Raw genomic sequence first — 22,454 nt, forward strand, 5'->3', positions numbered from 1 at the left:
GATTAAAACAAGAAACTATATAATTTTATATTAATAAAATTACTTAATATGATTTTCATTAAGAAAAAATATTGAAGATGATTTTAAAGGCTTACTTTTTTTATTTGCTAAAAAGAAAAAACCTCAATTTTCACCTTTTTGTTGCACCCATAAATAATCATTATTGAAAAAACTGATAATCCAATAAAAATTATCTTTGTCATATCTACATTTTTTCAAAACTCACATATTATTTTTATTTGGATATTTTGATAAATTAACTTTCTGTCATTCTAACCATCTATATGGTTTCCCATCTTTTGCATTATTCTTCATTGCAAAAATATCAGTATTAAGTTTATAGTGGTTATTGTAATCAACCATTAAAATACTTAAAGTATTTAAACAATATAATAAGTTAGATAAATCACTTTTGTTTTCATTTGATCTTGCTTGTTCTATTTTGACATCATTTTTTTCGTCATTATATGTAAGAAAAATATTAGGTTTAAAATATTGATATTTTCACATTCATGATAAATTAATGTTAATTAATTCTGGAACATGTACATTCATTCCATAAATAAAGTTTTGTGTATTTTTAGAATACTTAGATAAGTTAAGGTTAATTAAATCATATGCAAAACTATATTTCTTTTTAGGGTTTAAGAAAACAAAAGAATTATTATTATGCTTAATTGCTAATTCCAAATGCTGGAATATTTTATTACTTGGTTTTAAATAGAAGTGACTTGAATGAGCGTGCTCCAAGTGAAAATTTTGATTAGGGTTATTCTCACAAGCTGGCAACATATCAAATTCAGCAATATCTTTAGATTTATCATAATTTGTTAGTGTGATTGCAAAAGGCACAGATTCTTTATTGAAGTCAAAAATAAATCTACCTGATTTATCAAAATAAATTTTATTAATATCTTCTTTATTTTTTGTTTTTGAAACAAAAAATATTCTTCCCCTTTTTTTAGTAGTACTTGCATTTAAGTAAACACTTTTATCTTGGAATTTTTCATAAGTAAATAATAGTTCAAAGGGTTTTGGTTGTTTATAACCATAGTTTAAACATCTTTGTTCTTCCATAAACACATCATAAAAAAGTGAACTTAATTCTTCTTTGTAAAAGTTAACTTTAATAATCTTTTTTTTATTGTTTTTATCAAACAAAGTAATTTGTTTAACAATTGGTTTATCTTTTCTGTGTTTAATAATATTGTTACTATCAAATGATTTATTTTGAACATTCATTCATGAAGATATTTTGTCATTGTGTTCAAAATAATAAGCTTCATTTTTAAATTCAATTTTTTTTGAAGCTAAATATTCAGGATATATAAAAGCCCTTAAATTTGCTTGAGTATTCAAATCTAAATAATTAGGATTTCTAAAGATAGTATCTTCAATTTCCGGGATTATTGTAAAGTCATTTTTATTTTTAGTATTTGAATTCTTTTTAAAATTTAATTTAATATGCGAAGCAGAAAACACTTGGTTACTACTAATTTTTTTAGTTGTGAACCATTCAAATTTATTAGTAAATTTTTGACCATAATCACTAAATGCAAAAATTAACTTATTTGTTTCATTTTTGTTATTTGATATAACTTGGTTTTCAATAAGTGCAGAAGGATATGTACATCTAGTTATATGTTTACTGAAAAAATTTTCATCACATCTAATCAAATACAAATATAGATCTTTTATATTTCCATTGATTGCATATAAATTTTTTCTAAAATTAATTATTGCTTCATTTACTGTTTCAAAAGCATTAATGAAACAATCTTCTTTTTCAGTACTAGTACAAGAATAAATATTAAAAAAATAGTCAAAAAAACTAAACTCATTTTGACTATTAATTGAAAATCCTTTTTGAAAAACTTCTTCAGGGCTTTTGTAATCAACTCTATATAAAAATTTTGGTGGTTTATTTTCTAATAATGAATAATATTCAGGTAATCAAGATGATTTAATATCATTGTTAATCATAGTAATTTAATTAAAACATTTATTCAAAATGTTTTCTAATATCATTAACTCATTTTTTAATTCTAGATTCAGTTAAATCCTCATAATTATCATCATCTAATGCCAAACCTAAAAACATACCATTTTCAACAGATTCAGATTTTGTATATTTATAGTCTTTATCTGAAACATAACCAACAATATTAGCATTCTTTGATTTTAAAATTTTATGTATTTTAGAAATAGAGTCACAGTATGTAAATGCATAAACCTCACTATCTCCCATACCAAAAATTGCTACAGTCTTGTTTTCTACTTTTAAATTTTCAAAATCAAATTCATCTCAATCATCCTGTAAATCACCAAGACCTCAAGTAGATGATCCAAAAATAATTTTGTCATATTGATTTAATTGTTCTGCTTTTGTTTCAGCAACATTCAAAATATCTATATTAGGTAAGTTAAATTCTTGAGCAATACTATTAGCAGCTCTTTCAGTGTTCCCTAAAGTTGATCCATATATAATAGCTATTTTCATAACAAATAAATTATAAAAATATATTTAATAAAAAAACCATTTTTTTAAATTAACTTATTAATTTATTAAGAAATAATTAAATTATTCAAAGGCTATCAATAACTGCTTTATTTAAAATATAGATCTTTAATTGATACAAATTAATTAATCAATATTAATAAAATTAAAAACTCTTCTATATAAATAGAAGAGTTTAAAATGTTTTGATATTTTTATAATCTTAAGCAAATAAATAAGATTCCTAAAATTATACCAACTGCTAACAAAATTGAAACTGTAACATTAGCATAAAATATTTTATTGCTTTTAATCTTAACAAAATACATTGTAGCTAAACATCCAGCATATATGGTTAATAACCCTGCACTCATAAATACCATAACAACACCAACATCACTTATTGTTGATAACCCTGGTATACTTGAGATTCTTTTAGTACTATCTGGTTCTACAGCTAGATTAGCATGAAAACCTTCAATTGCAGTTGAACCAAAAAACAAGATTGTTATTATCATTCAAATAATAAAAGATAAAGCTGCTAAACCTACTTCTACTCCAAAAATAATTTTTCTTTTCACAATTAATTACCTTAAATATAAGATTATATGTATTCAATTAATAGAGTGCTATTAAAACATACAACTATATTAATTTTAATAAAATTTTGTATTATTTCAAATATGCTAATTAATTGAAGTAAGATATTTTTTTAAAAAGATATTAGTTTTATAAAAATAAAAAAATGTAAGTTTAATTTAACTTACATTTTTATGTAATTACTTCAACATTACTGAGTGAACAAATTTTTTGAATTCTTCAGGGTTTTGGATTGCTAATTCAGATAGCATCTTACGGTTGATAGCAATTTCTTTTTGTTTTAGCTTGTGCATAAATGCAGAATATGTATAGTTTTCTTTTCTGATTGCTGCATTAATTCTAGCTATTCATAATTTTCTAAAATCTCTTTTTTTGTTTTTACGGTCACGATAAGCATATTTAGAAGCTTGCATTACAGTTTGCTTAGCATTTCTATAAGAGGTACTATTTATCCCTCAAGCTCCTTCTGCTTTTTTTAATCAAGATTTTCTTCTTCTTCTAGTAGTAGGTCCAGTTTTTACTCTCATGCTCTATTCCTCCAAATCCTTAATTAATTATTGATTAAGTGTTTGTATCTTTGAGAATCAACACTTAATACTATACTGTCTTTTCTAGAGTGTCTTTTTTGTTTAGTTGTTTTGTTGTGAGCTAAATGTGATCTATAAGCTTGTTTTCTTTTTAACTTACCAGATCCTGTAACTATAACTCTTTTAGACACAGATTTTTTTGTTTTATGTTTAGTTTTCATAGTAAATATATACTCCTATATTATTTTTTAGAAGAAATTAAAAATGATTCATATTGAACATTACTAACTTTTTTTAGTGGTTGTTGAACAGTAGCAACATCTCCAACCATTTCAATAAACTTATTATAAAGTTCATAAACTAGATCAACCTTAGTAGCTATTCTTCCATAAGTTAATACAACAAAACGGATTCTATAACCACTTTCTAATCATTCTTTAGCATTTTTAACTCTTACTTGAAGATCATGCATTCCAATAGCTGGTTTAACTTTAATTTCTTTATTTTTTACTTTAACTTGGTTCTTTTTGTTTTCTTTGTTCTTCTTTTTACTTTCATAAACAAATTTACCATAGTCAATTATTTTAGCAATTGGTTTATCACCTGATGAAAAAAGAACTAAATCCATTCCTTTGCTTTTAGCTAAATCCAAAGCTTCTTGCTTTGACATTTCACCAAGCTTATTACCTTCATCATCAATGATCAATAATCTATTTTCTCTTATTTGCTCATTTAAAACAAATTTATTTTTCATATTTTTCCTTATTTTTGTATAAAGAAAAACACACTTTCAAATTTATATACAACATATAAATATAAAGAGTGTGTTTCATTAAATAGCACAAATTAATTTAGTTAGTTACTAAATTAATTCAAAGATAATTTAAAGCTATTAACCCATTTCTATTTTATTTTTAAAGATTGAAGAAATCAGGTGAGTAATAAAACTACTTTCTCTATACAAAATATATTCTACCAAATTTTTTAAATAAATAATAAAATATAAAAAAATATCTAAATATCATTATTTAATAATTTTAAAAATATAATTAAAGATTTTTAACAACCTTATTCCATTTATACCAAGAAGCAAAAAATGAACTGTAATAGTTCATTTTAAATGCATAAATAAAATTAATGATTAGAAGTTAAATAAAGAAATTTGGTCATCTTCATTTAGTGAACTTGTTATTCCTAGTTCTTCCATAATTTTCATATGAGTTGTAGTGACTTTAGTTCTTTTCTTAAAGTCTTCTTTAGAACTAAACATTTTCTCTTCTCTAGCTTTTACAATTGATGTAGCAACAGAGTCACCCAATCCATCAATTGCTGAAAATGGTGGAATTAAATAATCACCTTCTACTAAAAAATCTGTAGCAAGAGATTTTTTAAGATCTATGTTTGCAAATTTATAACCTCTACCAAGTAATTCTAAAGCTAATTCATAAATAGGGATTAAATCCAATTCTTTATTTTTAACCAAAGCTTTTGTTTTAGGGTTAGCCATCTTTTCTTTTATTTCATTAATCTTGTTAGTGATTTCTGATTCTCCATTTAAAATGGATTTGATATCAAAAACTTTAATTCTTATAGAAAAATATGATGCATAAAAATGCAATGGATAATAAATCTTAAATCATGCTATTTTTCAAGCCATAATCACATATGCAGTAGCATGTGCTTTGGGAAATAAATAAGAAATTTTATTACATGATTCTATATATCAAGTTGGGATATTATTATCATTTAATACCTTTTGATATTCTTCATTTAAACCTTTACCTTTTCTAACATCTTCCATGATTTTAAAAGCAATAATAGGAGTTATTCCTTTATCAATTAAATAAACCATAATGTCATCTCTACAAGAAATAACATCTGAAATAGTTAATCCTTTTTCTTCAATTAAATATTTTGCATTGTCATTTCACACATTAGTACCATGAGACAATCCTGATATTCTAATAAGATCAGAGAATTTTTGAGGCTTAGTAACTAGTAACATTTCTTTTACAAAGTTTGTTCCAAATTCAGGAATTCCACTAGATCCTGTTTTTAAAATTTTATTAATCATTGGATTTTTAATTTTTAAACTATCTGTACTATTAAATAGATCCATTACATCATTATCAAAATTAGGAATAGTATCAGCATTTACATTAGTCTGCTCAGTAAGCATTTTTAATATAGTGGGATTATCATGACCCAGTATGTCAAATTTCAATAAAGAATCGTGTAAAGATTCAAATGCTAAGTGTGTTGTAAATCAATCTTGAGTTTTATCGTCTGCTGGATAATTAAAAGGTGTGAAATCATAAACATCTTTACCATGAGGAACAACAACTATTCCACCAGGGTGTTGACCTGTAGTTCTTTTTACATTTTCACATTTTTTAGCAATTCTTGTAATTTCAGCATTTCTAGCATTCATTTTTTTGCTTTCTTCAAAATATGATTTTACATATCCATAAGCAGTTTTTTCTGCAGTTGTACTAATTGTTCCTGCTCTAAAAACTCTTTCTTCACCAAACATGTTTTTAATGAAGTCATGAGCTTTTCCTTGATATACTGCTGAAAAATTTAAATCAATATCTGGAATTTTATCACCTTTGAATCCCATGAATGTTTCAAAAGGAATATTATGACCATCACCTTTTAATTTACTTTTACATTTAGGGCAATTTGATTCTGGTAAATCAAACCCACTATCTACATTTTTTTCAAAATTAAAATACTTACAATTAGTACAAATATAATGTGGCTCTAATGGGTTTACTTCAGTTATATCAACCAATCATGCAGCAACAGAAGAACCAACTGAACCCCTTGAACCAACAACATATCCATCATCTACTGATTGCTTAACTAATAAATGTGAGAATCAATAAATCATTGCATAACCATTATCAATTACAGAACTTATTTCTCTATCAATTCTGGCTTTTACATCATTATTCATTGCATCACCAAAAATAGAATAAGATTTTTGATAAATTAATTGTTTTAATTTATCACTTGCGCCTTCAATATGGGGAGAATGCAATGTTTCTTTAATTGGCTTAATGTTTGCATCTATTAAACTTGCAATGTAATTACTATTTGTAACTACAATATCATTTACTAAAACTGGATCATTTAAAAATGAAAATTCATCTTTTAGTTCATCAGTTGTTCTAAAGTAATATTTAGGCAACACTGTATTTAATTCATTATATTTAAATAATCTATTTCTTTTACCACCCAACACTTTTGCATTTACATATACTCTAAAATATACTTCATCACTCTCATTTAAATAATATGTGTCAGATGTAGCAACAACCTTTTTATTATATTTATTAGCTATTTTAATAATTCTTTTAATAGCATCTTCTATTCATCCTCTTTTATAAATTTCTCTATGGATATCATGTAAAAAACACTCTGGGGATCCAATTGTTATGAAATCATATTTATCTTTAATGATATCTTCTAAAACTTGTTGAGTGTTACTCATTGCAGCTTCAAATATTTCACCTTCAGTTGCAGAATTTGAAACTATAAAAGAATTGTTAAATTCATTAAAGTTTTCTCAATAAACTTTAGGACCTCCATCAAAATTACTAGTTAATGATGTTGATATTAACTTATAAAGATTCCTAATTTCACCTTCATTCTTACAATAAACTGTAATTAATGAACCTCTATTTCTTTCTCTTAAGAAATCATTTTGTAGATTAGAATTAATTTCATTTAGAGTTTTGATGTCTTGTAATTTTTGGTTTTCTAACATTCTTTTTCAAATGTTTAACAAGTACTCAGCATCCTTATCTGCTCTATGGGCTTGAGTTTCATCATAATCTATTTTATATTTTCTAGCTATTACTCCAAGTGAGTGACCATGAATTTGTTCATTTATTGCACGTGAAATTTGAAGTGTATCAATTAATGGATTTTTAATAATATCCATCTTATTTTCTTCTAATTTACAGTTAAGAAAAGGTAAGTCAAATTTAATCCCATTATGTGCTATTAAAACACTATCACCTATAAAATCTTTAATCTTTACTAATGCCTCTTTGATTTTTAAAGCATCTTTTACATCTTCATTAGAAATCTTAGTAATAGCAAAAATCTTGTCACTAATTTTTTCTTCAGGATTTATAAACATTTGAATGCTTTCTACCTGAACACCCTTATGATATTTAATTGCACCAAATTCTATTATCTTGTCATAATATGGTGACAATCCTGTAGTTTCAATATCAAAAATAACATAAGTGGCATCTGATATTTTAGTGTCATTTGCATTTAAAACTATTGGTATATTCTTGTCAATAATATTAAATTGAACACCATAAATTGCTTTCAGTTTTGAATATTTTTTTGCCTCATTATAAAAATCAGGGAAGTTTTGACAATTAAATTTATCTGTAATTGCAACTGAACTATAGCCCATTTCACTTGAAAACTTGAATAATTCTTTTATGTTAACTAAACCTTCAAAAGCAGTCATATTGGTGTGATTTACCAACTCTGTTCTTTTGATTAATGCATTATCATGTCTTATAAATTCTTTTGGTTTGCTAATGATACTAATTTCTTCAATTAATCCTGTTATATCATTGTTTTCATACATATCGATTTGGATACTAATTTTAGCTTTTACCCAAACACCTTCTTTCAACTCTGATAAAACATCTTTATTAATTTTTTTCCCAAATAATGCTTTTATAACAATTGAATCACTATAGTCTGTTACAAAATATTTATAAATTTCATATCCTGTTTTTGTTACTACTTTATCTATTTTAAAAATTTCACCCTCAATAGTGGCAGTCTTCATTTCAAAGAATAAATCTGATAATTTTGTAACATCACCAGTAACACTTTTTCTAAATTTATAAGTGAAAGATGAGTCAGTTTTTTTAGCATTACTTGATCTTTTGACTTCAGTTATTTCATTTTTTATTTTTTCTTGAATTTTATTTTTATGGTCAGAAATTATATCTATTGTTTTTTCATCTAATATGTAAGATAAGTGATGCTTAGAAAATCCATAATCATTCAAAAATTTTCTAAAATGTTCTAAATATTTTTTTATACATTTTTCTTGATCATTTTCTAAATAATGTAAAAAAATAGCATTCTCAGAAATTATTGGTTTTTTAATTCCCATATTATATTTAAGAACATACAATAATTCTTTTTTTTCACTTGTCCCTTTTTGCTTTTGTTCTATGTTGTGGTTAACAAAATAAATTAAGTAATTTAAAATGTCTTCTTGGTTGTAAGTGTCATAATTAAAAACTAAATTAAATAAAACACTATCATCTACTAAGTTTAATGAATCAACAAAAGGAATCAAAATGTCAGCAGGTAAAACTTTATTAAATGAAATTTTTATATTTATAGAATCATTTTGTTTATTTCTTGTAATGGTAAAATCACAATTAGTTTCAAAATGATTTTTTCAATTTTCCAAAGACACTAAATTCAATTTTGACAAAAAGTTATAAATACTATTTTTATCTGCCATAAATAATACCCCACATAAGTCAATAATCAAAAACTATATGAAATTATAAGAGCAAAACTACAATATAAAACAATTATTAAAAATAATAATTTACCTTTATTTGAACTAATAAAATGATATAATCTATATCATAATGATAAGAAATTAGGTGATTACTTATATATGCCAAAGGTTGAAGTTAAAAACGGAGACTTAGATGCAGCACTAAAAAGTTTTAAAAGAATTACTTCTGAAACTGAAAAAGCTTACAAAAAACATGAGTTCTATTTAAGACCAGGTTTAAGAAAAAAAGAAAAAGAAAAAGCTGCTGCTAAAAAAAGAAACAAATACAACAAAAGAAGAAGTTTCTATTATTAGTATTAAAAAAATGTGAATTTTTAGTTCACATTTTTTTATTTTTATTTATATACTCATTTAATTAAAATAAATAATCAAACAAATTACCATTACACCAAGCAATGCAAAAATAGAGGCTAGTAAAAATGACATGCTTGAGTTGTATCATCTGTTTTTAGGAGAAGTTTTAATATTATTAAAATTTTTCTCTTCATTTTGCATAACTAAAGAAATTTTATCAATTGAATTAGTTAAGTTAAATTGGTTTGAGGTGTTATTTTCAATATCAGTTTTAATGGTTTTATCTGTATCAGTTTTTTTCATATTAGATCACAAGTTGATTTATATAATTATAACAAAAAAAGGTTGTAAGTTTATCATTACAACCTTTTTATAATTAAGCTTCAATTTGAGGAACTTTTTTGTTTTTGTAATATCCGCAAGAATTACAAACTCTATGAGGTGTAATTTTCTTGCCACAACGTTTACAAGCAACTAAAGTAGGGATAGATAAATGTAAATGACTCCCTCTTTTAGCTTTTCTAGAGTGAGTTACTTTTCTTTGTGGTACAGCCATTATTATCTCCTTTCTTTATATTGCTAGTTTAAAGTAAAAAAACCCTAATGGGTCTTTTTAAGCAGCATCTTCCTATTCTTGCAAAAGCTACCTTTGGCTTCATAGTGCTTAACTTCTGTGTTCGGGATGGGAACAGGTGTTTCCACTACAATATTAACACTGCATTATTTGATAGTTCTCTGAGAACTGAATATTATTTTTTAACAACAATCATTAGTCAACCTTATCTTTGGATATAAAAATAAGTTTTCGAATTATTAGTATTAGTTAGCTAAATATGTCACCATACTTACACACCTAACCTATCAACGTCATAGTCTATAACGATTCTAATAGAAGATTAGTCTTGAAGTTAGTTTCACGCTTAGGTGCTTTCAGCGTTTATCCATCAGATACGTAGCTACCCAGCTGTGCCACTGGCGTGACAACTGGAACACTAGAGGTATCTCCACTCCGGTCCTCTCGTACTAAGAGCAGCTCTTCTCAATCTTCTTGCGGGTACGGTAGATAAAAACCAACCTGTCTCACGACGGTTTGAACCCAACTCACGTATCTCTTTAATCGGCGAACAGCCGAACCCTTGGAACCTGCTTCAGCTCCAGGATGAGATGAGTCGACATCGAGGTGCCAAACACTGCCGTCGATATGAACTCTTGGGCAGTATCAGCCTGTTATCCCCAGAGTAGCTTTTATCCGTTGAGCGATGGCCGTTCCATTCCGAACCACCGGATCACTATGACCTAGTTTCCTACCTGTTCGACTTGTCAGTCTCACAGTCAAGCACACTTATACCATTACGCTCTGCACATGATTTCCAACCATGCTGAGTGTACCATTGCGCGCCTCCGTTACCTTTTGGGAGGCGACCGCCCCAGTCAAACTGCCCACCTAACACTGTCCTTCTACCGGATAACGGGAGTAAGTTAGAAAAAACATAAAACAATGGTGGTATTCCACGGGTGACTCCACAAATCTTAGCAAACTTGCTTCAAAGTCTCCCACCTATTCTCTAAATGAAATAAATTTTTCCAATATTAAGCTACAGTAAAGCTTCATGGGGTCTTTTTGTCTAACCGCACCTAAAGGGCGTCTTCACCCTTGCCGGAATTTCACCGAGTCTATTGTCGAGACAGTCAAGAGATGGTTACACCATTCAAGCGGGACGGAATTTACCCGACAAGGTATTTCGCTACCTTAGGACCGTTATAGTTACGGCCGCCGTTCACCAGGGCTTCGGTTAAGAGCACATCTTACGATGAACCCCCTTCCTTAACCTTCCGGCACTGGGCAGGTGTCACCCCATATACATCACCTTACGGTTTAGCATAGAGCTGTGTTTTTGTTAAACAGTCCCCCCTCGCTCTTCACTGCGGCTCAATGTAAATTGAGCATCCCTTCTTGCGAACTTACGGGATTAATTTGCAGAGTTCCTTAACAATAGTTAACTCGCTAGCCTTAGGATACTCTCCTTGACCACGTGTGTTCGTTCTCGGTACGGTCAATGCATGATAAACTAGAAGTTTTTCTTGGAAGCATGATATATGCAGCTTCACTACTACCCGAAGGGTTCGTTCGTATTCGTGCCTCATCATTACAATAAGCGGATTTGCCAACTTACAAAACTTGACACTTAAACCGGAATCCAATAACCGGCCTGCAATAACCTTCTCCGTCACTCCATCATTCATACATTGGTACAGGAATATTAACCTGTTATCCATCAGCTACGCCTTTCGGCCTCGCCTTAGGACCGACTAACCCAGGATGGACGAACCTCGTCCTGGAAACCTTGGTCAATACGGCTTGGAAGATTCTCACTTCCATACGTTACTTATGCCGGCATTCTTACTTCTATGCGGTCCAATAGTTCTCACGATCTACCTTCATCCCACATAGAACACTCGCCTACCGCTACTTGCGTAGCCCGCAGCTTCGGTATTACACTTAGCCCCGTTGAATCTTCGGCGCAGAAACACTCGACAAGTGAGCTGTTACGCACTCTTTAAACGATGGCTGCTTCTAAGCCAACATCCTTGCTGTTTAAGTATCTCAACATCCTTTTCCACTTAGTGTAATTTAGGGACCTTAGCTAGCGATCTGGGCTTTTTCCCTCGCGACTATGAAGCTTATCCCCCACAGTCTGACTGCTGGAGTAAAATGCATAACATTCAGAGTTTGATTGTACTCAGTACACCGAGGTGGCGCCATTGTACATTCAGTGCTTTACCTTCATGCATTCATAATCCAACGCTAATCCTAAAATTATTTCGGCGAGAACAAGCTATCACGGAATTCGATTGGAATTTCACCCCTAGCCACAAGTCATCCACTGTCGTTTCAACGAAAGTTGGTTCGGTCCTCCATTTAGTGTTACCTAAACTTCAACCTGCTCATGGCTAGATCATCCCGTTTCGTGTCTATTGCTACATACTAATCGCCCTATTAAGACTCGGTTTCCCTGCGACTCCGTATCTACTACTTAATCTTGCATGCAACAATAACTCGCCGGCTCATTCTTCAAAACGCACGCCATCACACATTAATGTGCTCTGACACGTTGTAGGCATATGGTTTCAGATTCTATTTCACTCCCATCTCTGGGTTCTTTTCACCTTTCCCTCACGGTACTATACGCTATCGGTGACTGGTTAGTATTTAGGCTTACCCAATGGTCTGGGCAGATTCCGACAAGATTCCACGTGTCCCGCCGTACTCAGGATACTACTAGGTATGAGATAAATTTCGTTTACAGGACTGTCACCTTCTATGGTGTAGCTTCCCAACTACTTCTACTATTTATCCCAAGTCCACATTGTAGTCCTACAACCCCGGAAATTAATCCGGTTTGGCCTGTTCCGCTTTCGCTCGCCGCTACTTACGGAATCACTTCGTTTTCTTTTCCTCTGGTTACTGAGATGTTTCACTTCACCAGGTATCGCTTCAATTACCTATTTATTCAGTAAAAGATAATAGATATCACTATCTATTGGGTTTCCCCATTCGGAGATCTACGGATAAACGTCTCTTATCAACTACCCGTAGCTTATCGCAGATTAGCACGTCCTTCATCGCCTTCCAGTCCCAAGGCATCCACCATAGGCCCTTAGTAACTTATTTTGTTTTGTATTGTATCCTCTTGCTATTTTTATAGAAAAATAACAAGTATGATTAGACTAAAAAGATTGTTATAATATTCAGTTTTCAAAGAACTATCTTGAGAGAAAAATCTCTCAAAACTAAATAGAATCCGACCTAGAACTTACTCTTATATAACATGAGATAAATTTCAGTTTAGGATTTTTTTAATAAAGTACACAAATATATCTAATATTTGTTAATTAAATTTAATTAACTCCGTTAGAAAGGAGGTGATCCACCCCCACATTCCCGTAGGGGTACCTTGTTACGACTTAACTCCAATTACCAGTCCTACCCTAGACGCAAGCCTCACGAGGTTAGCTTAACGGTTTTAGGTATTACCAGCTCTCATAGTTTGACGGGCGGTGTGTACAAGACCCGAGAACGTATTCACCGCAACATGGCTGATTTGCGATTACTAGTGATTCCAACTTCACGAGGACGAATTGCAGCCCTCGATCCGAACTGAGATCGGCTTTCTCTGATTAGCTCCTCATTGCTGATTGGCAACAGTTTGTACCGACCATTGTAGCACGTTTGCGGCCCTGGATATAAAGGGCATGATGATTTGACGTCATCCCCACCTTCCTCCAGCTTACGCTGGCAGTCTCGCTAGATGAAGTAACTAACGATAAGGGTTGCGCTCGTTGCGGGACTTAACCCAACATCTCACGACACGAGCTGACGACAACCATGCACCACCTGTCACTCTGTTAACCTCCACTATATCTCTATAGCTTTGCAGAGGATGTCAAACCCAGGTAAGGTTTTACGTGTATCGTCGAATTAAGCAACATGCTCCACCACTTGTGCGGGTCCCCGTCAATTCCGTTTGAGTTTCATTCTTGCGAATGTACTACCCAGGCGGGTAATTTAATGTGTTAACTGCAATCCTGATACATCCCGTACCAAGATTTAATTACCATCGTTTACGGTGTGGACTACTAGGGTATCTAATCCTATTTGCTCCCCACACTTTCGAGCCTAAGCGTCAGTAACAGCCTAAGTTTTCGCCTTCGCCTCTGGTGTTCTTCCATATATCTACGCATTCCACCGCTCCACATGGAGTTCCAAAACTCTCTACTGCACTCTAGACTTACAGTTTCCAATGCATATAACTGTTGGGCAGCTATATTTAACACCAGACTTGTAAATCCGCCTGCGCTCGCTTTACGCCCAGTAAATCCGGATAACGCTTGCATCCTATGTATTACCGCGGCTGCTGGCACATAGTTAGCCGATACTTATTCAAAGGGTACAGTCAAATAAAAAGCATTTCCTCTTCTTACAATTCGTCCCCAATAAAAGAACTTTACAATTTAAAAAACCTTCGTCGTTCACGCGGGATTGCTCCATCAGGCTTGCGCCCATTGTGAAAAATTCCCTACTGCTGCCTCCCGTAGAAGTATGGACCGTGTCTCAGTTCCATTGTGGCTGTTTTGCCTCTCAGCACAGCTACACGTCATAGACTTGGTAGGCCGTTACCCTACCAACTATCTGATATGCCACACCTCAATCTTAAAGCGTTGCAAACGCAACTTTAAACATTTTCTCATGCGATAGTAATGTCCTATGCGGTATTAGCTAGTTTTTCAACCAGTTATCCCCCACTAAAAGGTATGTTAGATACGTGTTACTCACCCGTTCGCCACTAAGCACAAGTGCTTCGTCCGACTTGCATGTATTAGGCATCCCGCTAGCGTTAATCCTGAGCCAGGATCAAACTCTTAAAATTGACGGATTCTATTTAGTTTTCAAAGAACTTTCTGTTTGCTTGTTAAGAATTTCTTATTAAAAAAATTCTTAATAAGCATATATATTATATACAAAAAAGCAAATTTTAAACTTTTTTTTAATTTTTTTATTGAAGCATTAAATGCAATGCAATAAATTTAAATTAATTAAAAATAAATAAAATGCAAAATCATTTACATAATATATAGTTGTGATTTTTAAATACAACTTTATAAGTATAGCATTAATTTCTAATAATGTAAAATTTTTTTAAAAAAATAAGAGCAAAGATTTTTATAAATAAAAAATCATTTTATTAATAATACTAAAAAAATAAGAATATTAAGTTCAAAAATTAAAAAAGCATTTACCCCATTAAATGGATAAATGCTTTTTACATATAATTAATAGTTAATAATTAGTTGTTGAAATCTGATGAAGAATTTAAATCATTAAACATATTTTTAATTTTTGCTGTTTTCTTTTCTAAATTCACTCTTCTCATTCTTAGTTTTTCTTTTTCAACTTTCAAGTCTTCTAAGAATTTTTGTAAATCACTTGTAATTTGTTTATCGCTAACAATTTTGTCAGCTGAAATATTTGGTTCATAAACATCTGCTTCTTTGCTTGATTCAGTAGAAGGAGAAACTAAAGTTGAGAATTGATTGTTCATTTCTTCATCTAATTTAAGTTCATTAGGTAAAAACTCTGTTTCAAAAAGTTGTGATGAACTTAAATCTAATGAATCTAAATCACTATTAATAGAGATATCTTCAATTACAATGTCATCATTATTTTCTTTTTTATTTTCTACAACATCTGGAATATTTGATAATTCAGCAGATAAATCACTAAAGAATTCTTTTACTTCTTCTTCTAAAGATGAAGGAGATTCAACTGTTGGTTTTGAATCATCATCACTAGTTTGGAAAGAATATAATTCTTCAACATTAAATTCAGTGTCTACAAATTTTTCATCAGATAAAGAATCTAAATCAAGTTTAACTTCACTTTTAACTTCATTTTCATTCCCAATTTCTGGTAAGAAAGCACTGTAATCTACAGATTCAGGTTCATCAAAACTTGAGTGATCTTCTGGAACTAAATCACTAAAACTAGCTTTTTCAATTAAGTCTTCATTGCTAATTTCAGTAAAGAAAGGCCCTAAATTTTCAACATTTACATCATTATTTTCAGAAGTTTCATTAGTAATTTCTGTAAAAAAAGATTCAAAATCAATTGGTTCTTCTTCAACTGATTGTGCATCTTCTTGGTTTGCAAAATCATTAAAGTTTGGCTCTTCTGCTAAATCATCACTTGTAATTTCAGTAAAGAAAGATTCAAAATCAAGAGACTTTTTGTCTTCAGAAAGATTATCAAGGTCTAATTCTTGATTAATTTTTTGTTCAGTTAATGGTTCAGAACTACTTTCATTAGATTCTAATAAAAGTTCTAACTCCTCTGCAGTTATTAAATCTTTGTTTTTAATATCTTCAATAGAAGGTGTATTAAAGAAATCTAAATTCACTTCTTCTTCAATATTTTCTATAGAATCACTGCCATCTAAAGATTCTAAATTTGAAAATAATTGGTCATATTCTTCTTCTTCAACAACAGAAGAATTTGAGTTATCATCAAAATTTAATTCATTTTTTTCATCATCTTTGTTAAAAATTTCTTCATTAGCTTTCATTTCGTTTACCTCATCAAATAGAGTACTGATAGATTCAGTCTCTTTAATTTCCTCATTATCAGTAAAATCTACTTCTTTATTTATAGTACTAATATTTTGAGTTTCTTCCATAACTTTATCCTCACAAACACATTCAAAATGATGAGATAAATCATTGTCATCAGTTTTATTGTCTTCTTCTACATATTCAACATAACCAAAATCTTCTTGATTAGAATTATTGATTTGAGTTTTTAAAATTTCATTATGATCAAAATCTGAATCAAAATCTCATGAACAACCATCACATGTTGAGCACATGTCCTCATCACAACATGAAGAGTCTTCTTTTTTGTCTTCAGATGAAGAGAAATCTAAAAATTCTAGATTTAACTCATCAGAAGAAGATGAACAATTACAATTTTCACAACTTTCTTCATCATCATTTGCATCTAATAAATCCAAGTAAGATTTATATTCTTCTTCAAATTCATTAGAATTTTCTTCCTCACTACAACAAGAATCTCCACAACAAGAGTCATCATTTTCAACTTCTGAGCAAGCACAGCTTCCATCAGTTGAACAACAATTTTCTTCTGATTCACTATCATTGTTTGAAAAAACAAATAATTCATCATTAGAATCTAATAAGCCAAAATCATCAAATTCACTTAAAATAACTTGTTCTTCAACCTCTTCTGTATCTTGGTTACAACATTCATCTTTGCATCCATCATTAGAGCAGCATTCATTTCAATTGCAACAACCAGATAAACACAAGTCAAATTCATCGCTGCAAGAAGAGCAGCAAGCATCTTCTGCACAAACTTCTTCACAGCAATCATCTTTGCAACATTCATTTTCCTTGCTATTTTCAGAATCATCAGCAAAAGCTGTTCCACTTAAAACATTTTCTTTAAAATCATTTCACATATTTAACTCATCTATAAAACTTTCAGAAGATAAACTATTTAATATTTCATCTTCTATTTTTTCTTCATTTTCTGTTAACTTCTTTTCTAATTCAACATAAAAATTTTCTGATGATTCTAGGATTGTGTCTAAAACATCATCGTTTTTATCTTTTTCTTCAGACTCTTTAAATTCCTTTTCACTGTCAGAATTTACAAATAAATCTGATATATCTTCTTGATTAGAGAAGCTATTTTGGTCATTTTCAAAAGGATTTTTAGAATTTGAAAAGAATCCATTGTCATCAAAATAGAAAAAGTTACCTGAAATTCAACATAACATTCTAGTTTTAAATTCTTTTGAAATTAACTTACAAAAAGCAAAATAATCAAAATTATCATCAAAAGTTAAATAGAAAGAGTTGTTATCTAAAAAGGTAAGCTCTTGATTAATGTCCTTTTCATAAATACCAAAACTTTCTATTAAGTCTTTTTCTAAATAATCGGTTAATAATGAAGAAATAATAAGTTGTTGTGTTTGAGAGTCTTTTACTTTAATTCACAATTTTTTAGTTAAATTCATAGAACTCCTAGTTAAATTACTGAGCTACTGGGCACATGATAAAGAAATATCTTTATATAAAATTAAAGCATAAAAAAAAGAATAAAAAAAGATTAAACTTAAAATATTTCCAATATTTCATTAGCAAATTTAAATATAATTTATTTCATATAGTGTGTAAAATATCATTAATTTTTAATGCGTATGCTTTAAAAATCGTTGAGATTAACATATTATATTATTGTATTTAAAAAATCTTATAGGTTAAAAATCATATGAAAAAAGTTTATATTAGTTGTTACGAAAATAGTGATTACTTATACAAAGATATTCTTGTTAAAAGCAATGAAATGAGGGGAAATAAACTATTTCAATTAATTGAATCTAATCCTGATTGAATAGAAAAAGATTATTTAACAAAGAAAGAAAACATTATCCCCTTCATCAAAAAAAGCATTTTAAAAACTGCAGATGTTGTTCTTTTTTTAATTGGAAATGAAACTAAAAAAAGAAGAGTGGTAGACTGAGAAGTTAGAGCTGCAATGACTAAATATGGTATTTTTGAAAAATGTGGGATTGTTGTTGTTTATCTTCCAGAGCTAATTGAAAAGTATGGTACTAAAATCCCTAGAACTGTTTTACCTAACATCTTAAAAGATAATATTGATAAAAGTGATGTATTTATGGTTGAAACAACTTGAGACAAGATCAAAAGAGATATCAATATCTTAGATAAACTATTTAATACAGCTTATGCTTATAGTAAGATGTCAAAATATGATCTAGATTCAACACCGATTGAACTTGAGAATGTTAACAACTATCCTGCTAATTCATTTAAGTAAAAATAAAAAAATCTTCATATAACTTGAAGATTTTTTTATTTGTTATCTTTTAATCTCAGCACCTTCATTAATAAGGTCTTTAATTAGTCTTTCAACTATTTCATTAATTTCATTTGTTTCTTTTTTATTTAATTTACTTGGGTTTATTTCTAATGAAAATGTATAAGAAGGTTTATTATCTTTAATAAATACAGATTCAATTTCAAACTTATCCAATAAATTTAAATTATTTTTATAGTTATCTAAAACTGATTCAATTTTTTTATAATTTTGGTTTCTATCTAATGATAAAGTTATAGACCTTGCAATGTTATGTTCTTTTTTCTCATCACTTACAGTGATTGATTTACTAATCTTAGAGTCTAATAAGTCATTAATTATTAATTCAACAAAATAAATTGGTTTACTACTATCTAATTTATATTTATTCAAAATTTCTGGGCTAATTTGAGAAGCAATTCCTATTAATTTGTTTTTTACATAAATTTCAAATCCATTATTAGTAGAAATAAACTCAATATCATTTGATAGGTTCTCAATTGCTTTAATTTCAAATGGAATATTAAATACATTAAATAAATCTGTAAGAATTGATTTAATAAATAATAGGTCTATTACTATTTTTGAATTATTAATTTTATTGTTAAAGTGTTCAATTGGTAATGTTAAACATAAGTGTTTATTTCATAAACCATCATAATTTAATCCCTGAATTTCGAAGATGTTGTAAAGATTAATTTTATGAGCATAGTTGTTACTTAATACTTCTAAGTGTTGTTGGATTAAATTATTTCTAAAATATTCTCTTTCACTAGAAATAGGATTCATGATTTTAATACTTTTTTTAGAACCAAATAAATTAAAAGCTTTATTGTTTTCTAATGAAGTTAGATTTAGTGTTTTAACTAAGGTAAAACCTTTATTAATAAAATACTTCTCTAAAAAATTTCAATTTTCTTCAAAATTATCAAATTCAAAATCAACAAAAGAACTCTCTATTGGTTTTAATTCTAAGTTATTAACATTAATCTTTTTGGTTAACTCCTCAACAAGGTCACTAATATTTTCTAAGTCTTCTCTGTAAACTGGTGCTTTAACTTTTTTGCCAACAAAATTAAATCCCATTAATTTTAGATTTTTTTCAACATCAGTTTTTTGTCCTAATAAATCTTGAATAGTTTGGCTATCAAAATCAATTAAATTATCTTTTAATTTATCACCTACATAATTAACTGAACTTACTTTAATATTTAGATCTTTTAATAATCCAATTAAGTAATCAAATGACTTATATGTAATTCATAATGGAATTGTTTTAGAACCAAGTGTTGAAGCATTTGTTTTTATACCCAATTTATTAGAAGCATCTCTAATTGCCATATTATCAAAGTTTCCAATTTCAAACAGAACATTTTTAGTGCTATTAGAAATAGAGTTTTCTTTAGACCCAATTACACTTGCAAGTGAAACTATTTTATTATTTGAAATAACACTAACTGCAGATTTGTTTTCCACTACATACTCTTTATCGTTTAAAGCTAAAAACTTTTCTTTATGAGCATTTAAAGATACAGCAATTTCTTTCCCTAATTTATCTTTATCATAAGCATGACAAGGAACACTTGTAATAATTGCATTTAAATTTGTAATATCCACAATTGTATTAATTGGTGTTATTCCACAATTCAATAAAAATGATTTAATTTTTCAATTAGAAGTTTTTATTTCAACATTACTAACATCTATTACACCAAAGAATCTACAAAGCTCTTTATCTATATTTATCTTGATACTTGTTTTCTTTTGGTTTTCTATATTCTTTAAAGAAAAATCAATTTTAGATTTAGGGAAATAAAGAGAAATTAAATCATATGCTATTGGTATTACTCCATTAAGTTCATTTCTATTTGATGGAACTGATAGGTCTAATATTTCATCATCTAATCCTATATATTTCAAAGGATCTATATCATTTAATTTTGCATCATTATCAAGTTCAATGATGTTTTCTATTTCATCATATGAACAAACATCAGTTTTAGTTGTTAGCTCAGCATATGCACAAATCATTCCATTAGATTTAACACCTAAAAGGTCTTTAGCTTCAATAAGTCTGCCATCTAGCATTTTAGTGCCAACTTTAGCTACTATTACTTTTAATCCTGGTCTAACATTTTGAGCACCACAAATTATCACATGGATTTTATTTTCGAAGAAAACTTCACAAATATTTAATTTATCTGCATTAGGATGTTTTTCAACTTTTTTTATTTCACCAACAATCAAATTTTCAGTTCTAGGAAACTTAATTATATTTTCTACTTCCACTCCAATACTATTTAACATTGTTTCTAATTCTTGGTTTGAAACTTTATTAAAAATAGGAAATAGAGTGTTTAATAGTTTTCTTGATAACAACATATTATCTTTCTCCTTTAAAAGATTCAATTAATGAGAAATCATTACCATACAATCTTCTGATGTCTTTAATTTGATATTTAAGCATAGCAATTCTATCTATCCCAATTCCAAATGCTATACCACTTAATCCTTTTTTAACATTTGCATTTTTTAAAACATTAGGGTGTAATAATCCAGCTCCTAAAACTTCAATTCACTTAGTGTTTTTACAAACAGAACAATGATCTTTTGAGTCACAAAAAAAACAATTTATATCAACTTCAAAAGATGGTTCAGTAAATGGGAAGTGAGAGATACGGTATCTAATCTTGATAGATTCATTAAATAAGTATTTTAATAACTTATCAGTTAGTCATTTTAAATTAGCTAGAGACATACCTTTTTTAACTCACACCATATCAATTTGGTTGAATTGATGAGAATGTGTTGCATCATCATCATCTTTTCTGTAAACATTTCCATGAGAAAGAACTTTAATTTCTTCTTCTTTATTGAACATTCTTAAAGCTTTTGATGTAATTGCAGTATTGTGAACTCTTAATAGTTGCTTATCATCAATATAAAAAGTATCTGAAATACTTCTAGCTGGATGATCTTTTTTTATATTTAAACTATCAAAATTGAATTCAACTGAAGTTACTTCACTTTCTGTTAGTATTTTGAAATTAGCTTTCTTAAAAAACTTTACTATTTCATTTTTTACTAAATCTATTGGATTAATACCACCTGATTGAAAATAATCTGCTGGCAGATTGATATCATATTCAGATTTGATATTTAAAATTTTTTGTTTTTTAATTTCATTAATTCTTTTTTCTGCAACATCTTCAATCATTTCTTTGTATTGATTTAGTTGTTTACCAAATTCCTTTTTGTCTTCTTCACTCATTTCTTTAAGTTCTTTGTACAAAGGAGAAAGATAATTTTTTAAGAAAATATTTCTTTCATCATAAACATTTTTTTCAATTTCAATATCTTTTATTTTGTCTTGTAAAATTTTAATATTTTCAAAATCAATTTTAGTCATTAGTGGATTCCTTAAAATAAATCAATATTAATTTTAATGTTATATTTATTAATTGATTAAATTAATATTTAAAATCAATTAAGATATGG

The 22,454-nt window shown here is 28.7% G+C and carries 14 protein-coding genes and 3 rRNA genes; 2 read left to right on the top strand and 15 right to left on the bottom strand.

Translation table 4 applies throughout. The features are described from left to right. Window positions 1–39: 39 nt before the first annotated feature. From MYPE_RS04685 to MYPE_RS04715, 7 genes are all read right to left on the bottom strand, one after another. Window positions 40–1,983, bottom strand: a complete 1,944-nt coding sequence (locus tag MYPE_RS04685; RefSeq protein ID WP_011077731.1) for a hypothetical protein — start codon at window positions 1,981–1,983, stop codon at window positions 40–42. 19 nt (window positions 1,984–2,002) lie between these two features. After that, window positions 2,003–2,500 carry a flavodoxin FldA gene (gene fldA, locus MYPE_RS04690; RefSeq protein WP_011077732.1) on the bottom strand — a complete coding sequence of 166 codons (498 nt, stop codon included), beginning with the start codon at window positions 2,498–2,500 and terminating at the stop codon, window positions 2,003–2,005. Window positions 2,501–2,712: 212 nt separating this feature from the next. Continuing rightward, the gene (locus MYPE_RS04695; RefSeq protein ID WP_011077733.1) at window positions 2,713–3,078 is read right to left on the bottom strand and encodes a hypothetical protein; all 366 of its coding nucleotides are present in this window, start codon (window positions 3,076–3,078) and stop codon (window positions 2,713–2,715) included. A gap of 198 nt (window positions 3,079–3,276) precedes the next feature. Then, the gene (gene rplT, locus MYPE_RS04700; protein ID WP_011077734.1) at window positions 3,277–3,624 is read right to left on the bottom strand and encodes a 50S ribosomal protein L20; all 348 of its coding nucleotides are present in this window, start codon (window positions 3,622–3,624) and stop codon (window positions 3,277–3,279) included. A 23-nt stretch (window positions 3,625–3,647) separates the two neighbouring features. Beyond that, window positions 3,648–3,845: a 50S ribosomal protein L35 gene (rpmI, locus tag MYPE_RS04705; protein ID WP_044891313.1), complete on the bottom strand. Its 198-nt coding sequence runs from the start codon at window positions 3,843–3,845 to the stop codon at window positions 3,648–3,650. A 20-nt stretch (window positions 3,846–3,865) separates the two neighbouring features. Further along, on the bottom strand, window positions 3,866–4,378 hold the full coding sequence (infC, locus tag MYPE_RS04710; protein WP_011077735.1) for a translation initiation factor IF-3: 513 nt from the start codon (window positions 4,376–4,378) through the stop codon (window positions 3,866–3,868). Between the two features lie 387 nt (window positions 4,379–4,765). Continuing rightward, the gene (locus MYPE_RS04715) at window positions 4,766–9,142 is read right to left on the bottom strand and encodes a PolC-type DNA polymerase III (protein WP_011077736.1); all 4,377 of its coding nucleotides are present in this window, start codon (window positions 9,140–9,142) and stop codon (window positions 4,766–4,768) included. Window positions 9,143–9,304: 162 nt separating this feature from the next. Between MYPE_RS04715 and rpsU the strand changes: the two genes are divergently transcribed. Continuing rightward, window positions 9,305–9,499 carry a 30S ribosomal protein S21 gene (rpsU, locus tag MYPE_RS04720; RefSeq protein WP_011077737.1) on the top strand — a complete coding sequence of 65 codons (195 nt, stop codon included), beginning with the start codon at window positions 9,305–9,307 and terminating at the stop codon, window positions 9,497–9,499. Window positions 9,500–9,556: 57 nt separating this feature from the next. On the opposite strand, the gene MYPE_RS04725 is transcribed toward rpsU, so the two are convergent. The 6 genes from MYPE_RS04725 to MYPE_RS04750 form a co-directional block, all read right to left on the bottom strand. Beyond that, a complete protein-coding gene (locus MYPE_RS04725) occupies window positions 9,557–9,802 on the bottom strand; it encodes a hypothetical protein (RefSeq protein ID WP_011077738.1) in 246 nt (81 codons plus the stop codon). Between the two features lie 73 nt (window positions 9,803–9,875). Further along, on the bottom strand, window positions 9,876–10,055 hold the full coding sequence (gene rpmF / locus MYPE_RS04730; protein WP_011077739.1) for a 50S ribosomal protein L32: 180 nt from the start codon (window positions 10,053–10,055) through the stop codon (window positions 9,876–9,878). A 59-nt stretch (window positions 10,056–10,114) separates the two neighbouring features. Then, window positions 10,115–10,219, bottom strand: a 5S ribosomal RNA gene (gene rrf / locus MYPE_RS04735). A gap of 73 nt (window positions 10,220–10,292) precedes the next feature. After that, window positions 10,293–13,172: ribosomal RNA gene (locus MYPE_RS04740) — 23S ribosomal RNA — on the bottom strand. A 244-nt stretch (window positions 13,173–13,416) separates the two neighbouring features. Further along, window positions 13,417–14,928 (bottom strand): 16S ribosomal RNA (locus MYPE_RS04745). The 16S, 23S and 5S rRNA genes sit together here, the layout of an rRNA operon. 417 nt (window positions 14,929–15,345) lie before the next feature. Next, a complete protein-coding gene (locus MYPE_RS04750; RefSeq protein ID WP_011077740.1) occupies window positions 15,346–18,093 on the bottom strand; it encodes a hypothetical protein in 2,748 nt (915 codons plus the stop codon). Window positions 18,094–18,347: 254 nt separating this feature from the next. Between MYPE_RS04750 and MYPE_RS04755 the strand changes: the two genes are divergently transcribed. Further along, window positions 18,348–18,917, top strand: a complete 570-nt coding sequence (locus tag MYPE_RS04755; RefSeq protein WP_011077741.1) for a TIR domain-containing protein — start codon at window positions 18,348–18,350, stop codon at window positions 18,915–18,917. A 42-nt stretch (window positions 18,918–18,959) separates the two neighbouring features. Here the strand turns inward: MYPE_RS04755 and pheT are convergent, their stop codons facing one another. Both pheT and pheS read right to left on the bottom strand, forming a co-directional pair. Further along, the gene (gene pheT / locus MYPE_RS04760) at window positions 18,960–21,338 is read right to left on the bottom strand and encodes a phenylalanine--tRNA ligase subunit beta (RefSeq protein WP_044891314.1); all 2,379 of its coding nucleotides are present in this window, start codon (window positions 21,336–21,338) and stop codon (window positions 18,960–18,962) included. 1 nt (window position 21,339) lies between these two features. After that, complete coding sequence (gene pheS, locus MYPE_RS04765; protein WP_011077743.1) at window positions 21,340–22,365, bottom strand: phenylalanine--tRNA ligase subunit alpha; 1,026 nt, start codon at window positions 22,363–22,365, stop codon at window positions 21,340–21,342. Between the last annotated feature and the right edge of the window lie 89 nt (window positions 22,366–22,454).

The sequence above is a fragment of the Malacoplasma penetrans HF-2 genome (assembly GCF_000011225.1).
In the GTDB taxonomy this organism is placed as follows: domain Bacteria; phylum Bacillota_I; class Bacilli_A; order Mycoplasmatales; family Mycoplasmoidaceae; genus Malacoplasma; species Malacoplasma penetrans.